The following is a 21466-nucleotide window of genomic DNA, read 5'->3' on the forward strand; positions in this document are numbered from 1 at the left end:
CATAAATTATAAAACAAAGAATCCATGCTTCGGTTTAATATTAAAAGTGCTGTTTGTTTAGTGTTCATTTGTAATTCAGTGATTTGCTTTTCTGTTAAAGCGCAAAATAATAGAGAAGATTCTTTATTCATCAAAAAAATATATAATCAGGCACTTGAGGAGCAGATTGCTTATAAATGGTTGTATTATTTATCTGAAACGATTGGGCACCGCATAGCAGGATCGCCTCAAAATATGGCAGCCATTGAATTTACGCATCAAATTTTAGACAGTATTGGTTGTACGAAAGTTTGGAAGCAGCCTTGTACTATTAATTATTGGTACCGGGGAACTCCGGAAGTCGTAGAAGTTATTAATCACCCTTTAGTGGGTACCAAAAAAATACATGCTTTGGCTTTGGGTAATTCTGCCGGAACTCCTGAAGTCGGAATGTCAGGAGATGTCATTGAGGTAAAAACCATTGAAGAAGTTAAAAAATTGGGAGACGCCCTAAAAGGTAAAATTGTGTTTTTCAACCGGGCGTTTCACGATGCCGATTTTCATACATTTACCAGTTATGGCTCTTGTGTAGATCAACGGGTTTTCGGACCCAATGCGGTTGCTAAATTTGGAGCAAAAGCATGTTTGGTTCGATCCATGACCGGTCGCAGAGATGACGTTCCACATACTGGAACCAGCATTTTTGATGAAGGCGTGGAGGCGATTCCATCATTGGCTATTTCCACCAGAGATGCAGATTTATTGAGTCAATGGCTTGCTGTAAGTCCAACTCTAATTTATATCAAAACGAATTGTGAGCAAAGAGGCCCAAAACAAAGTTACAGCGTGATTGGTGAAATTAAAGGGAGTGTAAAACCGGAGGAAATTATTGTAGTTGGAGGTCATTTGGATTCCTGGGATGTCGGTGGAGGAGCCCATGATGACGGAGCCGGTTGTGTTCATTCGATGGAAGTACTTCATTTATTTAGAAAATTGGGATACCAACCCAAACGAACCATTCGCTGTGTTTTATTTCAAAATGAAGAAAATGGCTTGGCAGGAGCGCGAACCTATGCACAAGTTTCAAACGATAATAAAGAGTTTCATTTAGCAGCAATCGAGTCAGATGCTGGCGGATTTACGCCGCATGGATTTAGTTATGATGCAGATTCTACCGTCATGGTTAAATATGAAAAAGCCTTAATGAAGTGGAAGGACTTGTTGTCAAAATTCGAACTCAAACTTCAAAGAGGCGGTTCCGGTGCCGATGTTGGCCAATTAAAAAGTCAAAAAGGCTTGTTACTTGGCTTAAGACCGGACTCTCAGCGCTATTTTGATTACCACCATACTGAAATTGATCGAATCGAAGCAGTACATCCCCGTGAATTGGCTTTGGGTTCAGCTGCCATGGCCAGTTTGGTTTATTTGATGGATAAATACGGGCTGGGTGATTGAAATTCAATTAGTTGACAAAAAATTTCAGCTGTTTATACCCAACGCCAGGATCCTTGACAAAATTGATGAGTTAGCCCAACAAATCAACAGAGCGTATTCCGGACAGCAACTTGAAATTCTTGTGTTGTTGGACGGAGCTAAAATGTTTGCCGATACCATTTTGCCACGATTAAAATTTAATTACAATGCACATTATCAGCAAGTTAAGTCATATCAAGGCATGCATTCAGGTGGAGCAATTCAGTTTGACAGGGAATTTTTAAACCAGTTTAAGGGTAAAAATTTGCTTATTTTAGAGGATATTGTTGATACTGGAAATACCTTAAAGCATTTGTCTACAGTTCTAATGGCTCAAAATCTGGAGCAGCTGGCGATCGCTACATTATTGTACAAACCCCGTCAAATGAAGCATTCAATCCCACTAAATTTCATTGGATTTGAGATTGGACCTGAGTTTGTAGTCGGATTTGGAATGGATTACAATGAGTGCGGAAGGGAATTAAAAGATATTTATCATTTAAAAAGCCAATAAAGGCCTTTCCAATTTAATAAAACTGCTTATTTTTGCCCTCCGTTTAGAAATTGACCCATGGTGTAACGGTAGCACTAGTGATTTTGGTTCATTCAGTTAAGGTTCGAATCCTTATGGGTCAACAAAATTCGAACGCAGACGATGCAAAGCATGTCTGCGTGCCGACATCCAAAGAAACAATATAATTTTAAGAGCAAGCCCGCTTGGATCGTCGGCATCCTTATGGGTCAACAAAATTCGAACGCAGACGATGCAAAGCATGTCTGCGTGCCGACATCCAAAGCACAATTATTTATTTTAAAGGATACATTCTTGGATCGTCGGCATCCTTATGGGTCATCAATCCAGTAAACAAATAAAGATATTAAGCTAAATACCTTAACAGTTTAATAGCTTAATAAGCCAAATAGGAGTAACAGGAACCTGTAAAAACATCTTATAATTAGGTAATCAATTTTTTAAACTTCTCATTGACAGGAGTAAACACGACGTAAAAAAATTGAAAGTCTCGTCTTAAGAGTTTTTAGAGATCCCTAAAAAATGAACTTGCATTTTCAGTCATAAAGTACAATTTTTTATTCTTTTACAAGCATTAATTGTTAAAATATATGTATTTTTAATTTTTAATTATTAGAAATGATTCGAAAGGAAAAAATAATTGCTGAATTAGAGCATTTGCCAGATCAGTTTCCCATTGAAGAATTCATAGAAAAATTAATTTTTCTTGAAAAGCTTGATTTAAGGATTTCAGAATCTGAAAATGATCAGGTGATAGATGAAGAAGTGGTAAATAAGGAAATAGAAGGGTGGTTCAAATAAAATGGCTTAAATCGGCAAAACAAGATCTAAGTGAAATTTATACATACATTTCATATGACTCTAGTAAGTATGGAAAGTTGCAACTTATAAAAATTCAAAATAAAATTAAGATCTTAAAAAAGAATATTATGATAGGAAAAGCTGTTCCTGAATTAAATAGACCAGATATCAGAGAATTAGTTGAAGGAAATTATCGAATCATTTATCGAGTTATTAATAGTTCATGCGTTCATATACTATTAATTCATCATTCAGCGCGTGACATCAGATCAAGAAAATTATAAAAAAAGGGATGCATTGTGCTTCCTGCCTTGAATATCCCCGAATTATTTTTTATTTCGATAGCGCAACGTCATTCCATGATAAACCACATTTTGATTAAACCATTCTTCATCGCTTAAGCCACTTTGGTTGTTAAGACGAATCAATGTATTATTAATTTCAATTTTTTTAATGTTAGCGCGTTTTAATTCTTCTGAAAAATGTCCGGCAACAATGCCATCCAGATTTGTTAAATTGACTTTAAAAGGTTCTCCTTCAATATAGACATCCCCAATAAATTCATATCCTGCAGTTGGGTCAATGCTGGAACTTAAGTCAACGATGAATTTGGAATTATCGCAAATGTTGTTTAAGGTGGCTTTATAAATAAAAATACTTTTGGATCCTGATACAGCATAACTTGTTTTATAGTCCGCACCATCAACCGTCATATCCAAAACTAAAAATTCTTGCCAGTTATGAGCATAGCAGTCAGCTAAAATTTCAGCATCACATTCATTGGTTCCATTGACATTGGTTTCTTCCTGGTCGCAGGAAGAGCCGATTGCTAGTATAAAAACAGGTAAAAGCAGTTTAAAAGTTTTCATATGCCGGATTCATTTATTTTAAAAAGACAGTCGAATATAGCATGATTTTAGCAATTTTCAATTTTTATTTGACTTGGTATGAAAATTCGTCCTTTGGCTGGATTCATATCATGGTTGACCATAAATAGTAGCTAGTAGGCTTAATCATGTAAAATTAAAGAATTATTAAATGCTTCCTAGACGAGGCAAGCGCATTATTTTAACCCCAAAAACTGCCATTGTAGATAAATTATTTAATATTGTGTTATGAATAAATTCCTAAGTAGTATTTTATTGTTTTTAACATTGCAAAATTTTGCACAGACAGTCGATACGTTTAAGATTCGCTTAGAAATTGATAGCCTTATTGAACTTAACCAATCATTCAGTAATACCAGAAAATTTGACCAGGCAATTGCAATCATTGAATTAGCAGAAAACAAAGCTTTGGAAACATTTGGTAAGTTTCATAGTATATATGTAGATTGTATATACAATCATGCAGCTACTCTTTATTCTATGCGCAAGTTGAGTAAAGCTGAAAATTTCTATTTATTATCAAAAGAAATTGTCGAAAAGTCAATGGAAGTTGAGAGTCCGCTTTACAGCAACATATTAAATAATTTAGGATTGATCTACTTGGATATGGGCCGATTTAAAGAAGCAGAAATGTTGCTTTTGAAAGCGAAAAATATACGTGAATCCAAATTAGGGAATCGAAGCAGCAAGTACATAGCAAGTCTCCAGAATCTGGCATACTTATATAGTGAAATGAATCGATATGATTTAGCACAAGCCTATTTTACAGAATCTTTAAAATTGCATGAAACAGCTTTTGGAAAGTTAAATTTGGAATACGCCGCCAATTTAAATAATCAGGCTTCTATGTATATGGATATGGGTCGCTACTTTGAAGCAGAAAAAATCTATTTAGAGGTGTTATCCATTTTTAAAATGATTAAAAAGGAGGATTCCAATGATTTCTGTATGACCTCCAATAACCTTGGAAATTTGTATAAAAAAATGGGCAGATATGAATCCAGTGAAAAATATTATCTGCTTGCAAAAAAGATCCGAGAGCAAATCAAAGAAACAGAAACCACTTCGTATGCAAATTCTTTAATCAACATCGGCACCCTAAAAGCTGAAATTGGGCAATTGGAGAATGCAGAACCCTTTTTGCTCCAGGCAGAAAGCATTATTTCAAAAGCAATCGGTAAGGCAAATCCACAATATGCAGGCTGCATTCGAAATTTGGGAATACTCTATAAAGGGTTAAATAACTATCCATTAGCGATGCAGTATTTTTTGGAAAGTAAAAAGATTATTGAAGATAAATTAGGAACTGAAAATTTGAATTATGCAAACGCAATTGCCAATTTGGCCGATATTTATATGAGATTATATCGGTTTGATTCTGCACAAATTTTGTATTCCAATTCCCTTGCAATTATTGAAAAGAAAAACAAGAGTAAAGGAAGTTTGGATTACATCAGAGGGTTATCCAATTTGGCTCTTTTGAAGGAAAAGATGGGATTTACTAGTGAAGCTGAACAACTGTATCAAGAAGGAATTAATTTGTTTGAATCTACTTTTGGAGAGAATAGTTTAGACTTTGTTTCAATTTTTAAACCATTTAAGTAACTTGTATTGGAAAATCGGTCGATTTGAAGATGCTTCAGAATTAATGCTGCGTTCCGATACTATTCAAAGAAGTTTACTTGTTTTGGGAACCAGGCATCTATCTGAAGCAGAATTGCTCCAATACAATGGACGATTTTTAAAACATATGGAGCAATGCCTATCTCTTTTGTATGAGCACCCGCAAGAAGCTGAACGTTTGCAATCCGTTTGTTATCATGATGCCGTCTTTCATAAGGGTTTTTTTCTAACTGCGAGTAAACGAGTTAAAAATCTAGCATTAAATGATTCCTTGCTTGCCGGCAAATACGAATCATTTAATTTATTAAACCGGCAATTGTTTAGAGAATATTCTAAAGGGAGAAAGGAACAAGATGCAGCGCAGATAACAAATTTGAAAGAATCCATCAGCATCCTTGAAAAGGAACTGGTTATTTTAATTGCAGGAAGCAAGACTGATTTCCAACAAATCGCTGTAGATCAAATTAAATTAAAATTGCATCCCAATGAAGTTTCCATTGAGTTTGTTAAATTTAATGTATACAGACCGGATCGAGCAGATCGAGTGATGTATGCAGCCCTCGTGCTGACTCCGGAAAAGGAACAGCCGGTATTTATTCCTCTTTTTGAAGAATCCCAATTGCAACAATTGTTAGCTGCATCCAATCGGATTGAGTCAATAAGTAATTTGTATGCAAGTCGAGGAGCCAATCCAATGAGAGTCTCTACTCCAACTGGATTGTATGAGCTGATTTGGAAACCTTTACTTGCTGAAATAGCTAATAAGAAGACAATTTATTATTCGCCAACTGGATTATTGCATCATATAAATTTTGAAGCAATAACAGTAGATCAGAAACAAATACTTTCAGACCAATTTGATTTGATTAGACTGGGAACCACCCGTGTAATTGCTGAGTGGGAGCCGCAAAAAGCACAAAAGACTGGAAATGCTTATTTGTTTGGTGGGATTGATTATGTTTCTTCTAACTCGCTGCCAATAGATGCGTTAAAACAAACTGAGTTTGTTAGTTCACATCACGATGAACTTAGTTTTTCGTATGCCGAAAGAAGCCAACAAGGAAACCGAGACTGGACTTACTTACCTGGCACTCTCAAGGAAGTTGAAAGCATTTCAAAAATACTGAGCAAGGCAAAAATTCCTGCAACTACATTTATAGGATCCAGTGCATCGGAAGCAGCATTCAAAAGTATTGGTCGAAGTATGAAAGCGCCAGGAATTTTGCATATTGCAACCCATGGTTATTTTTTTTCTGATCAAGTAAGTTCTTCCGGAGAAAAAAAGGCACTCGACAGTGTAAAAAACATGGAGCAAGTCAGCCCAATGGATGAAACTAAAAAAGCAGCATCCTCAAATTCAAAAGGGGAGTTCGAATCAAACGAACCCGTATTCAAAATCTCGGATCATCCTATGTTGCGTTCAGGATTGATACTGGCTGGTGCGAATGCAAGTTGGATGGATAAATCTAATTTAGAAAACGGAACAGAAGATGGGATTTTGACTGCGTTTGAAATCAGCCAAATGAATTTGTCAAACACAGAATTGGTTGTTTTATCAGCTTGCGAAACAGGCCTCGGAGAAATCAAAGGGCACGAAGGCGTTTACGGTTTACAGCGTGCATTTAAAATAGCAGGTGTAAAATATCTAATGATGAGTTTGTGGCAAATTCCAGATGTTGAAACAAAAGAATTCATGGTAAGTTTTTACAAGCATTGGCTGACAGACAAACACAGCATACCGGAAGCATTTAACTTGGCACAACAGGAAATGAGAATAAAGTTTGGTGAACCCTATAAATGGGCGGGATTTGTCTTGTTGGAGTAAAATGATATTTTGACATGGTTTGAAATTCAATTTTTTAACTTGGAATGCAAGAATTTTAAAAACGGCAGGGCATTTCAATCACAATTACTTGCAACCCATATCGTAAAGGATGCAATTGGCAGCATGTTTTGATCAGTTTTGAATTGCTTTCATTTTTTAAACAACATGTATATTTTAATGCAAGCATATTAGAAAGAGTAAAGCCATTTCTTCGAAATATGAAATTTTTATTCTAAAAAATTCAATTTCCAATTTCATTCAAATAATGTGTTCGAAGAAACGCTAATTGATGTGAATTTTACGCTATGCATTCTGGGAAAATAATCTATGTATTTTGGGAAAATACATTTAGAATGTGCTATAAAACATTTATAATCAATTAAATAGGTATTGTATTTATATATTATTATATATAGATATATATTAATAATTCTTAACAATTTTACAAACAAACGTTTTCTCGGAATTTTGAAGTTTTATGAGATACATGCCACATGGTAGTGTAGCTAAATTCAATACCGTTTGATTTGTTGGATTTAGAATCATTTTTTCAAATTGACAGCTTCCATTCAAATCAAAAAGTTGGATTTTAAGTGGCTTAACATCTTTACTTGATACGATATAAAGTTGATTTGTAAATGGGTTTGGCCAGATCTGCAATTTAGTTTTTTCAACAATTCCAGTGGAAGTTATTGGTTCACATAGTATGTTAATGTTTGTTAGAATGCTGTTTTTTGTGTAGGCTTCCAATGCAGTGATTGAGCTATTCATTTGCAAGGCATTGCACAGATCGCCGGATGATTTAGTTTTAAAAGTCAGACTGAAAATTTCTGCAGTATCCTGCATACTGATTCCTTCACCGGTTGGATCATACCAACAAAACGTCAAATAACCATCTTGTGCATATCGATTGGAAAAACTTGCGTCCGACATTCCAATTAACTTAAAATTTCCAACTTTAAAAAATTCCAAACGGTTGGTATCAAATTGAATGGTGCCCTGTATTCCAAACTTATTTTTAAATTCCTTTACATTCAAATCAAGAGTTATCAATTCATTTGATTGATAGGTTTGATCTTTGTAAGTAAAGTTAATCAGATCTGATTCAAATAGAGGAGGAGTATACTGTTCAGGCATAGAAAAGTCATTTACATCTCCCGTTTTCACCAATCTAAAATCAATGCTGCGTTTTATATTACCTCCCATCTAGAAATTTACAGAATCTTTAAAACCAGTAAACAAGGTGTCATTGTAGCGCACCGGAATGCAATACCAATCCTTACTGCTTTCCATACTGTCAATAGCATGGAGTATCAGGTTTTGGATGCGATTTAAGTCTGCCTGATTTATGGTATCATTGGGCAGTGCATCTGCCGCAAAATTTTGGAAGCGATTTGTAAACAATTCTTGCCCATTGAGATGTTGCTGAATCTTAATCAAGTCCCAACCGGAAACATGTTGATATGGGTCACCGTATTTAACACCTTTTAGCGTGTAGCTTCCAAAATCATGCAATCCTAAATAATAGCTAGGCCTGGCCCAATCATAGGCAATTTTAATATTGTGTTGGTTAATACATTGTACATCAACCCATGGCCCAGAAATTGAATCTCGGCCATTTGAAGAGATTAATATTTTACCTTCAATCGAACTTCTTGGAATCAAGTCGCAACAAAGTTGAAATACATCTTCGATTAAAATGCCAACTGGCATATAATCATAATTTCCGGATTCGTCAATTACAAAAAGTGCTTGGTTAAAAAAGTCAGTATAACAATCTTCAGATCTTAAGAAATCATCACAACAATAACTGATTACAGTATCCATTAACTGGTCACTAAATGAATACCGCAAATTGTTTTTTGGAGTACAATTATCAGACGCATCAAATTTTAATTGATTGGCATTTATTTCTATACATCTGGAAATTGGAATTTTAAAATGATGAATTTTGTATGGTGCATTGAAAATTGGACTTTGGCAATCCACAATTTCAAAAAGTTGACATATGGCCCCAACATTACCGCAACTATCTGTTCCAAACCAACAAATTTTATGGAGGCCAATTGGATACGTGCCATCAGCAAGTTCAGTTTGGTTAGAGTCCACTGCAAAGGGATTGTGTCTATGCAACGGAATAATACCCTTTTTATAATCTTCAATGCTTAAGGGTCCGACCTGGATATCGTAGCCATTATAAATCCCTATGTTGTCATAATAAAGATCAATTTTATATTCCAACTTAATTTGGTCGCTGGGAGTTTCATTGTCAGTAGCTTTTACATTCAGCTTAAAAAATCCTGCACAGCCACCTGTCAGGCTGTCAAATCTTGCCGGAGTGCAAGTTCCTAGTATAATTTCCAGAATTGGTTTGTCGGTGTCATTACAAGCGATGGATTCTTTTGCAAATACAGACATTGGATTAAGCTCTTGATAAAATGGTTTTAAGCCAAAAAGCAAGATGACTACTAAAATTGAAAACCGGTTTCTGTTGGGCAGTACGGGTAGGGTTTTCATGGTGAAGTGTTATTTACAAATCTAAGCATTTTATTGGTTAACCCAGATTTTCAGTTAAGTTTCGTAGTGAGAGTCAAAAGTCCAATAAAATCAAACACTCACGGAATATTTTTACCGCAGGCATAGTCTTAATTATGTTGAGGATAAAAATACGAGTAAGTGCTTGAGTTTGAAGGAATTTTGGCTGGGAACAGAAAATTAACTGAAAATCTGGGTTAAAATGCCTGATCCCGTTGTTTTATATGGTTAATGTCTGGGCTTTCCCAACAAAATCTTCAAATTTTTTATATAATTTTTCTATATTTGCAAGCGTTGGATTTCTTTCTATGGAGAGTAAAATCTGACATTGTAAACATTATTTATATATAAAGGTCTGTTTTACAAGAAATTGTAATTAGTCCGGGGGATATGTGGTGCTTGGTTAAAGGTTGTTTTATTAAAATCATAATAAATAGAGTTTTGTCATTATTCGCTAAATCTGAAAACACCTGAAGGGAAACAGAAAATGAAATGCCACAATCGGCAATTCTATGGCTGCATGACATAAAGCTTTTCTACCACCACATTCTGATGGCAAGACCTGCTTAAAACATATCAGAATGCAAGATGTACTTGTAGCAATTATTGGGGGCCTCATGGCCGGAATGGGAATCGGATATTTTATCGTTCACGCCATTCTCAAACGTTCCAATCAACGAAAACTAGAAGAAATTAACCGGATCAGTGATCTGGAAATTGAAAAAGCACGGGTAACCGCGCAACGCATGGTCTCTGAAGCTGAAATGAAGGCAGAGAAAATTGTCTCTAAAGCCGAACAGAAAAATGAAACCATCAAACAACAAAAAATTCAGGAGTCCCGGGATAATTTCGCCCGGCTGAAAGCTGATTTTGAAAGTTATAAAACTACACAGTCCGTTGAACTCAAAGAACGTGAGTTGAAAGCCGTGGCCATCGAAAAAGAAATTCTGGCTAAAACTCAGGATATAGAAAGTCGTGAGGGTGAAGTCAAAATGTTGCGTGAAAATCTGGATCTACAGTTAAAAATTGTCAACAAGAAAAAAGAAGAATTGGAATTTGCCAATGAAAAGCGCATCAAGGAATTGGAACAGATTGCACGCATGAATGAATCTGAGGCAAAAGAACATCTCTTGCAAGCGGTTAAAGCAAAAGCAAGCAACGATGCGATGATTATTGAACGAGAAGTCATCGAACAAGCCAAAACAAATGCAAATAAAGAAGCTAAGAAAATAGTCATCCAAACCATTCAACGGATGTGTGCTGAATACACCATTGAAAATTCAGTTTCTGTATTTAATCTGGACAGCGATGACATCAAAGGACAAATCATCGGACGTGAAGGCCGGAATATCCGTGCCCTGGAAGCTGCTACCGGAGCTGAAATTGTTGTTGACGATACTCCGGAAGCCATCGTAATTTCCAGCTTTGATCCGATCCGACGTGAAATTGCACGCCTTTCATTAAAAAGATTGGTGGCAGATGGAAGAATCCACCCGGCTCGTATTGAAGAAGTCGTTGCGAAAGTGAAAAAACAACTCGACGAACAAATTGTAGAAATCGGAGAACGGACTATCATTGATTTGGATATTCATGGACTGGATCCCTATCTGGTTAAAATGATCGGTCGGATGCGTTTCCGTTCGTCCTACGGACAAAACTTGTTAAAACACTCCTCAGAAACTGCAAACTTGTGTGCTGTGATGGCAGCTGAATTGGGTCTGAATCCCAAGCAAATTAAATTGGCAAAACGGGCCGGACTCTTACACGATATCGGAAAAGTTGCGGAAGAGGAATCTGAATTGTCACATGCTTTATTTGGCATGAAGCTGTGCGAAAAATACAATGAAAATCCAATCATCATCAATGCAGTAGGTGCACACCACGATGAGATTGAAATGAATAATATCATCTCTCCAATCGTGCAAGCCTGCGATGCAATCTCAGGTGCTCGTCCTGGTGCCCGTCGGGAAATTCTGGAATCCTACCTCAAACGGATTAACGAATTGGAAGAATTAGCGATGACGTATGAAGGCGTACAAAAAGCATATGCCCTCCAAGCCGGACGCGAATTGCGTGTAATCGTAGAAAGCGAAAAAGTAACCGACCAATATGCAGATGATCTCGCATTCATGATTTCTCAAAAAATTCAAGACGAAATGCAATATCCCGGTCAAGTAAAAGTGACCGTTATCAGAGAAAAACGGGCAACGGCGTTTGCAAGATAAATTCAATTACGAATTACCAATTACGAATTTGTGAATTTTATTCGTAATTGATAATTCGTAATTCGTAATTAATCCTTAAACATACCCCAGCCACCAATACGAATTCCGTTTCCGGTACTCGCTAAACCATTTGCAAAGAGGATATAAACTGATTACAACCAGGATCCATACCAGGTACACGATACCTAAAGAATAGCCTTCGCCGGAAACCATAAATGCAAAGGGAGGGCCATTGGGAATAATATCCGGTTCAGACCAGGCGTGACCTCGGGTAAAATATAAAACCCCTGCAATGAGGTGAATTAAATAAAAATGAAGAATGTAATAGAAGAACGGCACACTGCCGTATATGTTGAATATTTTAACCAGTTTATTCGATGATGCAATGGAAGCATTTATGGAATCGGTTAAACTGAGGACAATCAATGCCGGTCCGAGTGTAATGCATAAAAACAATAAGGAAGGCGGATATTTATTGATATTGAAAAAAGATAAGAGCGTATGTAGAAAATCATTCTGTGCACTCCAGGGAATTGGATCACCATAATAATTTGTCCAACGAAGTAGAATAAAAAACAAAATCAGTCCGATCCCTTTTATTAATAAAAAGTTTCTTCGAAAATCTACTGAAATCGTTTGCTCATATAATTTACCAAGGCAATAGCCAAGCATCATAACTCCCAACCATGGTAAAAATGGATACACAATCACCAAGGTGTGATCTTGGTTTATTGCATGCGCTGCAAAGTGCCCATTGTGTAAAACATCCCAGAAAAAACCCTGATGTGTTGAATTGATTCCATCCAACACATTGTGCAAGCAAACTATTAGCGAACCCGTAATTAATATTAAAATATAGGGTAAATGAATAAGAACACTCATAAATACCATGGAGATTCCAATTGCCCAAATAACTTGTAAGAAAAACATGGGAAACTGAAAATTAAAACTCCATAAGAAGCCCATTATAATAAATTCAACAAAAATCAACCAAAGCCCTCGTTTAAATAAAAATTTACTGAGATCAATTTTTGATTTTCTAAAACTTTGAAGATAGATCGAGACGCCAGACAGGAAAATAAAAATAGGTGCACAAAAATGCGTGATCCATCTTGTAAAATACAAAGCCAGACTGGTTGTTTCAATATCCAGGGGATCATGTAAGAATGCATCGTAATGAATAAAATCCCGGGTATGGTCTAATGCCATAATGACCATAATGATTCCACGCAAAAGGTCAATGGAATAAATTCGTTTGTTTAATTTAAGCTCAGCTGATTCCACCAGATTGTATTTTTTGTTAAAATTAGAATATTTGAACAAATTGGATAAAATAAATAATTTTGTTTGATCTAATGAGATCAATGTTGCACTTGTACATTCATGGCTTCATTACATAGCTTATACATGCTTAATGATTTAAACCAAATAAATTCCAAAACCAATTAGATAAACCATTGAACCACCCAAGCCAAATACCGTTTCAGGATCTTAAAAATCAACTTGCAGGCGAATTGCACACCGATGCACTGCATTTAGGAATTTATGCCACCGATGCCAGCAATTACCAAATTCTACCTTTAGCCGTTGCGCTTCCAAAAAATGAAGCTGATGTACTTGTAATTTTACGCTGGTCAAATTTGAATAGAGTTCCAGTGATGGCGCGTGGTGGTGGAACCAGTTTGGTTGGTCAAACAGTTGCCAGAGCCATTGTCATTGATTTTACAAAATACATGGATTCCATTCTGGAATTTAATCCGCAAGAACGATGGGCCTGGGTAGAACCCGGAATTGTGCGGGATGTATTGAATCAGAATTTGAGTTCATATCAACTGCACTTTGCACCAGATCCTGCAACCACTTCGCGCGCAACCGTAGGCGGGATGATCGCAAACAATAGCAGTGGGACCCGCAGCATACGCTATGGAAAAACACTGGATCATGTTATTGAATTAAAAATTGCCCTGGCAAATGGGAAGATCATTCAGTGTAAAAACCTAACCACTGTTGAATTGGAGGAAAAACTTGAATTGCAAGATGAAGAAGGCCATCTTTATCGTGAATTGTTTAAACTTATTCAGGAAAACAGAACAGAAATCGAAGCACGTTTTCCAAAAGTCATGCGACGTGTAGGAGGATACAATCTCGATGAATTTTTAAGCAATGAATGGAATCTCTGTGATTTAATTACTGGCAGTGAATGCACCCTTGCTTTGATTCTTGCTGCAAAAATAAATCTGGAGCCCACTCCAAAACATCAATGTTTGTGTGTAGTTCATTTTGAAGATTTTTTTGAATCCATTGCACATGTATCAGAAATTGTTGCATTCAAACCGGCTGCCGTTGAATTGTTGGACCACATGTTGATTGAACGCAGCCGTGAAAATTTAGAGACCAAACATTATTGCCATTTTATACAAGGAGATCCTGGGGTGTTTTAGTGGTTGAATTTTATGGTGAAACACAAGAAGAAGCCATTGAACATGCTAATGCATTGGCAAGGCATTTGCAAAATCAACAGAAAGGATATGCCTGGCCTGTTATTTCAAACAAGCAGGAAATCGAGGCAGTGTTTACGGTTCGTAAGAAAGGACTTGGTTTATTGATGGGCGTAAAAGGACATCGCAAACCCATTGCATTTATTGAAGATGCAGCCGTACCGCTCGAACATCTTTCAGATTACATCCGGGAAGTGTTTGAAGTATGTAAGTCAAATCAGACCCCTGTCGTTGCCTATGCACATGCAAGCGTTGGACTTCTCCATGTAAAACCATTATTGGATCTTCGGGATGGAGAGGATATCGAGCGTATGAAAAAGATTTCGTCGCAGGTGTTGAAATTGGTAAAAAAATACAAAGGGTCGTGGAGCGGAGAACATGGAGATGGATTGGCACGAAGTCCTTATAACGAAGAATTTTTTGGCAATCAATTGTACCGTGCATTTCAAACTGTGAAAGCCGTTTTCGATCCGATGAATTTATTAAACCCAGGTAAAATAGTAGATGCACCAGCGGTTGATTCCAATTTGCGTTATGGGACAACATACAAAGACCTGGAATTTCAATCCATGTTTCACTATCGCAATGAAGGTGGTTTTGCAGATGCAGTTCATTTATGCAACGGGGTTGGTGAATGCAGGAAGCATACCGGTGGAACCATGTGTCCAAGTTTTCGGGCTACTCTTGAAGAAAAGGATAGCACGAGAGGTCGCGCCAATGCCTTGCGCTTGGCTATGAGCGGACAATTGGATCCGTATGGACTGGACAGTCCTGTTTTACAAGAAGTTTTGGATTTATGTTTGTCATGCAAAGCTTGTAAATCAGAATGTCCCAGCAATGTGGACATGGCAAAATTAAAATCTGAAATCTTGAACGTACATGTGAAAAAGAATGGACTTTCAATATCAGATCGACTGATTGCATGGCAAGATTTGTTTGGAAATATGAATAGCGGTTTGATGGCTGGAATGGTCAATGGCACGATGAAATTAAAACCATTTAGAAAGCTGCTGCAAAAAATTTCAGGATTGGATCAGAGGCGCATTTTACCTGAATACACATCAAAACCTTTTAAAGCCCGATCCACTTCCACAACATCAAATCCATACAACAAAGTAGTTTTATTTGCAGATACCTATATGAAATTTCATGAGCCAGGGATCGGTATTTCGGCAAAAAAATTATTAGAGCAATTTGGATACGAAGTCATAGTCTACGACAAACAATGTTGTCAACGTCCGGCAATTTCTCATGGATTGTTAGATCAGGCGAAGACAAAAGGCAGTCAGTTGTTCAATGATTTAAAACCCTGGTTGGATCAAAAAATTCCAGTGCTGGTATGTGAACCATCGTGTGCATCTGCTCTAAAAGATGACATTCCGGATTTAATGGACTCAGAATGGGCCCGCGATGCATCGGAACACATCTACCTGATAGAAGATTTTATCAGCAGGGAAGATAAAATGTTAAGCCATTTAAAATTTAAAGAAGGGGATTATTTGTTTCACGGGCATTGTCATCAAAAAGCAATGTTTACAACAAAATCCATTCATTTATTATTTTACAATCATGCATTTTCTGAAATCAATTCCGGTTGTTGTGGTATGGCCGGTTCCTTTGGTTACGAGAAAAATCACTACGATTTATCAGAGCGTATCGCAAAATCCAGTTTAATTCCAGCCATAGAAAAATCCAAACCGGAAACACACCTTATTGCCAATGGATTCAGTTGTCGTCATCAGATCGAACATTTCGGAAATCGTAAATCAAGACATTGGTTGGAGTATTTGGAACTTTAAAAAATCATAAAATATTTTTTTAACGTTTTTTCTATTTTATTGGTTTTAGAAAATATGTACATTATTTAATTTGGTATAGCAATAAATATTTATTAACATTAGAAGTTAGAGCGTTATCAGGGATATCGAATGGAAAGTTAGGTGATTGATAATATTTTTCCATTACTGCAAGATCTAATTCGTCACTGGAAAATTTTTGTGATAGCCAGTTTTCAATTTTGGACTCACTGAAACTACCATTAACAAACCCTCGAACAGCAAAGAGCATAAGCTTTAATCCATTTGTAAACTCCATTACCCAAAAACTAAATGTATTGTAAGAGTCATAAACATCAACATCAATTGGTTCCTTAAAAAAACTTAATTTTTTGTCATAATCCCATTTTCTTTCTCTTTTGATTCCATAAATATTCAGTGTTTTAAGAATCATTAACTCTTGCTCTTGAAAATTTAATGTTGATGGAAAGGTTGGAGGCATATAGCACATACTTCCCATTTCAATAGGAGATATGTAAAAACCTAAGAAATTTATATCATCACTAACAATTTCATTAAAATAATATGGTGCTCCAGAAAGATTTATTTGAAATTCTTTTAGATCCTCACTCCTAAAATGCATAGAAACATCATCGAATACAAATTCGTTTGAACCAAAATTAAAGCTCATGCTTTTTCCATTTATGAAAAGCAATCTACTATTTAGTATTTTATTCAATTGAAAAATTTGGGTTTGATTGTATAAATAGGTAACTTCTAAAACCATAAATTATAATGGATTTAAACGAAATTAGAAATAAATAATTTATTAAAATTAAAACTTTGAAATCTACATAACTAAAAAGCCACCTTGGTTTCCCAAAGTGGCTAAAAGAAGTGTTTGTTTTTAAGCTGCTTTTTTAAATAGGCCACCTAATAATGAACCTGCTGATCCACCTAAAAGGGCGATGATGATATTTATAATATTGATTCCACCGCCGTCGCCTGCACTGTTTGCAAAAAGTCCCAGGGCGGTCGTAATCATAGGTAACACATTACCGCCGGCTGCACCTGCAATAAGGTTGCCAACCATACCCAGTCCGTTTTTCTTAAGCATATTGCCCAACCAGCCACCGCCTGCGCCGGCAATCGTGTTGATTAAAATTGAAGTTAAGTCCATGTTCGTTTGTTTTGAAGTTTAGAAAAGGTTTTACATTCCAAGGTAAGAATTGCGCTTCCAATTTGTTAATAATTATTATATAAATAAATATAATATATATAAATATCAGATAAACAATAATATATATTGATTATAAAATTAGTCTGGGAATGCTTAATTTCACAATTCAAACACCAGATACTGCATTTGTATGTCAAAAAATTTAAGCCATTTATCAGGAAGACAGGGACTCCAGAATAATCTGTTTGAAAACATCGGCAATCACTCTGAGCAATTGGGCCCCCTTTCTAAAGAAGAAATCGCAAAACTTGCAGATGATTTCCTTATGGGTACGTCTAGTATTTTTGGAACTGCAAGTTTTTATGATTTTACCAGGGAGAGTAATCGCGGTAAAAAAATTTATGTTTGCAATGGTTCAGCCTGTCTGACTGCTGGTACACAAAATGAGCTCATAGATAAAATTTCAGGCCATTTCGAAAAATCTGAAATTGGAGAAATGTGTTGTCTGGGTCGCTGTCATGAAAATGCAGCTTTTAATTTTGATGGCGCGAATTATTCTGGGAATGCAATCGAAGAATTAGAGCAAATCAAAAGAAGTTCAAAACGGATTCGGGATCGCTATCATGTCAAACACAAAGGGAAGCAAATATTAACAGGCGAACCTCCTTCTATTGATCAAATTAAAATTGATTTGACTAAATTATTTCAAACGCATCCGGATTCGGTATTGCAAGAGATAAAATTATCTGGATTGAGAGGACGCGGCGGTGCAGGATTTCCCATCGGCATAAAGTTAGATACCTGTTCGAAAGTCAGTGGAAAACAAAAATTTATTGTTTGCAATGCAGATGAAGGGGACCCTGGTTCATATTCAGATCGGTATATTTTAGAACAACAACCGTATTTACTTTTAATAGGAATGTTGATAGCAGGTTTTGTAACCGGCGCATCCAGAGGGGTTATCTATATACGAGCTGAATATCCAGAATCGGTGGACCGGATCAATGAAGCTGTAGAAGAATTTCGAAATGCTGGCTTGACGGGTGAGCAGATTTTGGGCAGTTCATTTCAATTTGAATTTAAAGTGATCAAAGCCCAGGGTGCCTACATTTGTGGAGAAGAAACGGCTTTGCTTTCATCCATCGAAGGCCAAAGACCAGAAGTGCGAGTGCGTCCGCCATTTCCTGTATATGAAGGTTTGTTTCGTCAACCCACTGTAGTCAATAATGTAGAAACACTTGCCAACCTTTATGATATCGCAATCAACGGAGGAAAACAATTTGCAAGCATTGGAACTGCAAAATCCAGCGGAACCAAGCTGATGTCATTGGATAGTTTTTTTAACAAACCAGGTATTTATGAGGTTGATATGGGCACTCCATTAAATGAAGTGGTTTATCAATTAGGTGGAGGCTTTCATTCAAAAGTAAAAGCACTGCACATTGGCGGTCCATTGGGTGGACTGGTCCCAATTCATAAAGTAGATGCATTGACTGTGGATTTTGAATCATTTGCACAAAATGGATTTATGTTAGGACATGCATCCATGGTTTCGGTGCCGGATAGTTTTTCAATGATCAGTTATCTCGAACATTTATTCGCCTTTACTGCCCATGAAAGTTGTGGAAAGTGTTTTCCATGCAGAATAGGCTCCACTCGCGGTAAAGAATTATTACAAAAAGCCCAAAAGGATTCTGATTATAAAATCGATTTGGAATTGCTGCGCGATTTGTTAGATACGATGAAACGTGGTTCGCTTTGTGCTTTAGGGGGTGGGATTCCATTGCCTGTATACAATGCGCTGGATTATTTTTATGATGAACTTAAATCTTACTTTTCAGAATCGAATATCTTAGCCCGATAATACGTTTATCAAATTAACTACTGATTTCTGACCACAAATTACGAACCACATGCAGGAAGCATATATTGTCGCTTATTCACGTTCCGCTTTTACTAAAGCAAAAAAAGGAAGCTTTCGCTTTACGCGTTCAGATGATTTAGCCGTATACCTTATTAAAGAGTTGATTAAAAAATATCCTTCCCTGGATTCTAAAATGATAGACGATGTGATCGTGGGTTGCGCCAATCCGGAAGGAGAACAAGGATTACAAATTGGACGACAAATTTCCATGAGAGCCTTAGGAAAAGAAGTTGCCGGAATGACAGTAAATCGCTACTGTGCTTCAGGTCTTGAAACCATTGCAATTGCAACAGCAAAAATCCGGGCAGGAATGGGACATTGTTATCTTGCCGGTGGAGTAGAAAATATGAGCATGATTCCTATGGAAGGTTACAAATTTGCACCCAGCTATGAATTGGCAAAAGAGCATCCAGATTATATCGTTGGGATGGGATTGACTGCTGAAGCAGTTGCAAAAAAATTTTCAATTAGCCGGGATGTACAAGATCAATTTGCATTGCGTTCGCATCAACTGGCGGCGAAAGCTCAAGATAATGGTTTTTATAAGCGGGAAATTACTCCAGTTTCCATCACAGAAGTTACAGTAGAAAACAACACTCGGGTAGAGAGAAGTTTAGAGATAGCCAAAGATGAAGGCATTCGAAAAGATACCAATCTGGAAGCTTTGCATGAACTTAAACCTGCATTTGCATTAAACGGATCCGTAACTGCGGGGAACGCGTCACAAACTACCGATGGTGCAGCATTTACACTGATCATGAGTGAATCGATGTTAAAACAAACCGGTCTCCAACCGATTGGAAGACTCGTTTCTTGTTCGGTTGCCGGTGTTGAACCGATTCACATGGGTATTGGACCCTGTGCTGCAATTCCAAAAGCATTACAACAGGCTACTATGAATCTGCAAGACATTCAATTAATTGAACTGAATGAAGCATTTGCAGCACAAGCTTTGGCTGTAATTCAGGAAGCAGGCTTAAATCCGGAATTGGTCAATGTAAATGGAGGAGCCATTGCATTGGGTCATCCATTGGGTTGCAGTGGGACCAGACTGACCATGACAATTTTAAATGAATTGGAATTGCGAAATCAAAAGTATGGAATCGTAACAGCATGTGTCGGTGGTGGTCAAGGAATTGCTGCTGTTATTGAATCAATTTCCTAAATTAGATGTTGATGATCATATGATGTACTGGAAATTAAAACATGCGCCAGTGTTTTTTTGATTTTAAGACTATATGAATTATTTGATTAACAAATTTATTTTTTTACTTTTTACAAATACACTGCTCCTTGTTTTATCGAGTCAGGATGTATTTGGACAAAATATAAAGCTTCGCGGTAAAATAGATTTTTACAGTAAAGCGCCCCAGGAAGAAATCAAAGCCATTTCAGATAAGTTGCATGGTTTAATTAATTTACATGAAAATAGTTTTGCATTTGTTGTGGATATTAATTCATTTGATGGTTTTAATAATCCACTTCAGAAAATTCATTTTAATGAAAATTATATGGAATCCGGTTTATATCCGCAGGCTAAATATTATGGTAAAATTATCGATCAGGTAAATTATGATGTTGTTGAAGATGAAGTCATTCGTGTAAAAGGGAATTTTGATATACACGGCACTGTTCAAGAACGAATTCTTACAGTTCATATATTCCGGAAAAACGGAATCTTGCATTTCGATTCTGAATTTTTTATTAGCCTGGAGGATTTTAAAATAAGCGTTCCAAGAATCGTACATCAAAAATTATCAAACGAAATCAAAGTTCATGTTAAAGGCCGGTTTAGCAAATAAATGGACTTTGTTTTTGTGCCTGTTTTGGTGCCATGCAGTATTTTCTCAAAATGGCTTGCAATCCATTCTGGTTAAACATCCTTTTCAAACCTTGACAGCTCGTACCAGCTATCAAAACATGTATCAAGATCAAAAGGGTTGGTTTTATGTTGCCACTTCAGATGGAATTATCATGTATGATGGAATCAATGAGTGGTTTATTCAACATTCTGAAGTAATTGCAGAACATCACATTAGTGCCATTGCAGAAGTATCAGATGGAGTGTTATTAATGGCCAGTTATGATGGGAACATTTACATGATTAATGACCGGGAATTTTCAGATTGGAAGCCTAAAAATTTTCCAATTAATGTGGCCATTTCGAAAATAGTTATTGATCAATTAAATAATGTATCACTCAAGTAAA

19 protein-coding genes and 1 tRNA gene are annotated in these 21466 nt (G+C 36.5%); 14 read left to right on the plus strand and 6 right to left on the minus strand.

Annotated features, from left to right (window positions below; translation table 11 throughout):
• The first annotated feature begins 24 nt into the window (after positions 1–24).
• From IPK91_13960 to IPK91_13980, 5 genes are all read left to right on the plus strand, one after another.
• Entirely contained in the window at positions 25–1434 is a 1410-nt protein-coding gene (locus IPK91_13960) for a M28 family peptidase (protein MBK8298351.1), read from the plus strand.
• Positions 1427–1966, plus strand: a complete 540-nt coding sequence (locus IPK91_13965) for a hypoxanthine phosphoribosyltransferase (GenBank protein MBK8298352.1) — start codon at positions 1427–1429, stop codon at positions 1964–1966. Before IPK91_13960 ends, IPK91_13965 begins: the two co-directional genes overlap by 8 nt.
• Before the next feature lie 51 nt (positions 1967–2017).
• Positions 2018–2088: transfer RNA gene (locus tag IPK91_13970), tRNA-Gln, on the plus strand.
• 514 nt (positions 2089–2602) lie between these two features.
• Complete coding sequence (locus IPK91_13975; GenBank protein MBK8298353.1) at positions 2603–2785, plus strand: hypothetical protein; 183 nt, start codon at positions 2603–2605, stop codon at positions 2783–2785.
• Positions 2773–3069, plus strand: coding sequence for a type II toxin-antitoxin system RelE/ParE family toxin (locus IPK91_13980; GenBank protein ID MBK8298354.1), 297 nt, complete (start codon positions 2773–2775; stop codon positions 3067–3069). Before IPK91_13975 ends, IPK91_13980 begins: the two co-directional genes overlap by 13 nt.
• A gap of 42 nt (positions 3070–3111) precedes the next feature.
• Here IPK91_13980 and IPK91_13985 read toward each other — a convergent pair whose 3' ends face one another.
• The gene (locus IPK91_13985; protein ID MBK8298355.1) at positions 3112–3654 is read right to left on the minus strand and encodes a hypothetical protein; all 543 of its coding nucleotides are present in this window, start codon (positions 3652–3654) and stop codon (positions 3112–3114) included.
• A 246-nt stretch (positions 3655–3900) separates the two neighbouring features.
• Between IPK91_13985 and IPK91_13990 the strand changes: the two genes are divergently transcribed.
• Positions 3901–5277 (plus strand): tetratricopeptide repeat protein, encoded by a 1377-nt coding sequence (locus IPK91_13990; GenBank protein ID MBK8298356.1) that lies wholly within the window; start codon positions 3901–3903, stop codon positions 5275–5277.
• A gap of 1 nt (position 5278) precedes the next feature.
• Positions 5279–7120 (plus strand): CHAT domain-containing protein, encoded by a 1842-nt coding sequence (locus IPK91_13995; protein ID MBK8298357.1) that lies wholly within the window; start codon positions 5279–5281, stop codon positions 7118–7120.
• Positions 7121–7543: 423 nt separating this feature from the next.
• On the opposite strand, the gene IPK91_14000 is transcribed toward IPK91_13995, so the two are convergent.
• Together IPK91_14000 and IPK91_14005 are read right to left on the minus strand one after the other, a co-directional pair.
• On the minus strand, positions 7544–8326 hold the full coding sequence (locus IPK91_14000) for a T9SS type A sorting domain-containing protein (protein ID MBK8298358.1): 783 nt from the start codon (positions 8324–8326) through the stop codon (positions 7544–7546).
• Entirely contained in the window at positions 8327–9637 is a 1311-nt protein-coding gene (locus IPK91_14005; protein MBK8298359.1) for a hypothetical protein, read from the minus strand. It abuts the gene before it with no gap.
• 599 nt (positions 9638–10236) lie between these two features.
• Here IPK91_14005 and rny point away from each other — a divergent pair.
• A complete protein-coding gene (gene rny / locus IPK91_14010; protein ID MBK8298360.1) occupies positions 10237–11880 on the plus strand; it encodes a ribonuclease Y in 1644 nt (547 codons plus the stop codon).
• 75 nt (positions 11881–11955) lie between these two features.
• Here the strand turns inward: rny and IPK91_14015 are convergent, their stop codons facing one another.
• A complete protein-coding gene (locus IPK91_14015; GenBank protein MBK8298361.1) occupies positions 11956–13098 on the minus strand; it encodes a DUF1624 domain-containing protein in 1143 nt (380 codons plus the stop codon).
• A 239-nt stretch (positions 13099–13337) separates the two neighbouring features.
• Here IPK91_14015 and IPK91_14020 point away from each other — a divergent pair, with 239 nt between their 5' ends.
• Both IPK91_14020 and IPK91_14025 read left to right on the plus strand, forming a co-directional pair.
• The gene (locus tag IPK91_14020; protein ID MBK8298362.1) at positions 13338–14321 is read left to right on the plus strand and encodes an FAD-binding oxidoreductase; all 984 of its coding nucleotides are present in this window, start codon (positions 13338–13340) and stop codon (positions 14319–14321) included.
• On the plus strand, positions 14285–16177 hold the full coding sequence (locus tag IPK91_14025) for a 4Fe-4S dicluster domain-containing protein (GenBank protein ID MBK8298363.1): 1893 nt from the start codon (positions 14285–14287) through the stop codon (positions 16175–16177). The genes IPK91_14020 and IPK91_14025 overlap by 37 nt, the downstream gene beginning before the upstream one ends.
• A 61-nt stretch (positions 16178–16238) precedes the next feature.
• On the opposite strand, the gene IPK91_14030 is transcribed toward IPK91_14025, so the two are convergent.
• Together IPK91_14030 and IPK91_14035 are read right to left on the minus strand one after the other, a co-directional pair.
• Positions 16239–16940, minus strand: a complete 702-nt coding sequence (locus IPK91_14030) for a hypothetical protein (GenBank protein MBK8298364.1) — start codon at positions 16938–16940, stop codon at positions 16239–16241.
• A 120-nt stretch (positions 16941–17060) separates the two neighbouring features.
• Positions 17061–17333: a hypothetical protein gene (locus IPK91_14035; protein MBK8298365.1), complete on the minus strand. Its 273-nt coding sequence runs from the start codon at positions 17331–17333 to the stop codon at positions 17061–17063.
• A gap of 190 nt (positions 17334–17523) precedes the next feature.
• Here IPK91_14035 and IPK91_14040 point away from each other — a divergent pair, with 190 nt between their 5' ends.
• From IPK91_14040 to IPK91_14055, 4 genes are all read left to right on the plus strand, one after another.
• Positions 17524–19197 carry an NAD(P)H-dependent oxidoreductase subunit E gene (locus tag IPK91_14040; GenBank protein ID MBK8298366.1) on the plus strand — a complete coding sequence of 558 codons (1674 nt, stop codon included), beginning with the start codon at positions 17524–17526 and terminating at the stop codon, positions 19195–19197.
• 49 nt (positions 19198–19246) lie between these two features.
• The gene (locus tag IPK91_14045; GenBank protein MBK8298367.1) at positions 19247–20422 is read left to right on the plus strand and encodes a thiolase family protein; all 1176 of its coding nucleotides are present in this window, start codon (positions 19247–19249) and stop codon (positions 20420–20422) included.
• Positions 20423–20495: 73 nt separating this feature from the next.
• On the plus strand, positions 20496–21059 hold the full coding sequence (locus tag IPK91_14050) for a YceI family protein (protein ID MBK8298368.1): 564 nt from the start codon (positions 20496–20498) through the stop codon (positions 21057–21059).
• Positions 21034–21465, plus strand: coding sequence for a hypothetical protein (locus IPK91_14055; protein ID MBK8298369.1), 432 nt, complete (start codon positions 21034–21036; stop codon positions 21463–21465). Before IPK91_14050 ends, IPK91_14055 begins: the two co-directional genes overlap by 26 nt.
• Position 21466: the final 1 nt, after the last annotated feature.

The organism is Saprospiraceae bacterium (assembly GCA_016712145.1).
GTDB lineage: Bacteria > Bacteroidota > Bacteroidia > Chitinophagales > Saprospiraceae > Vicinibacter.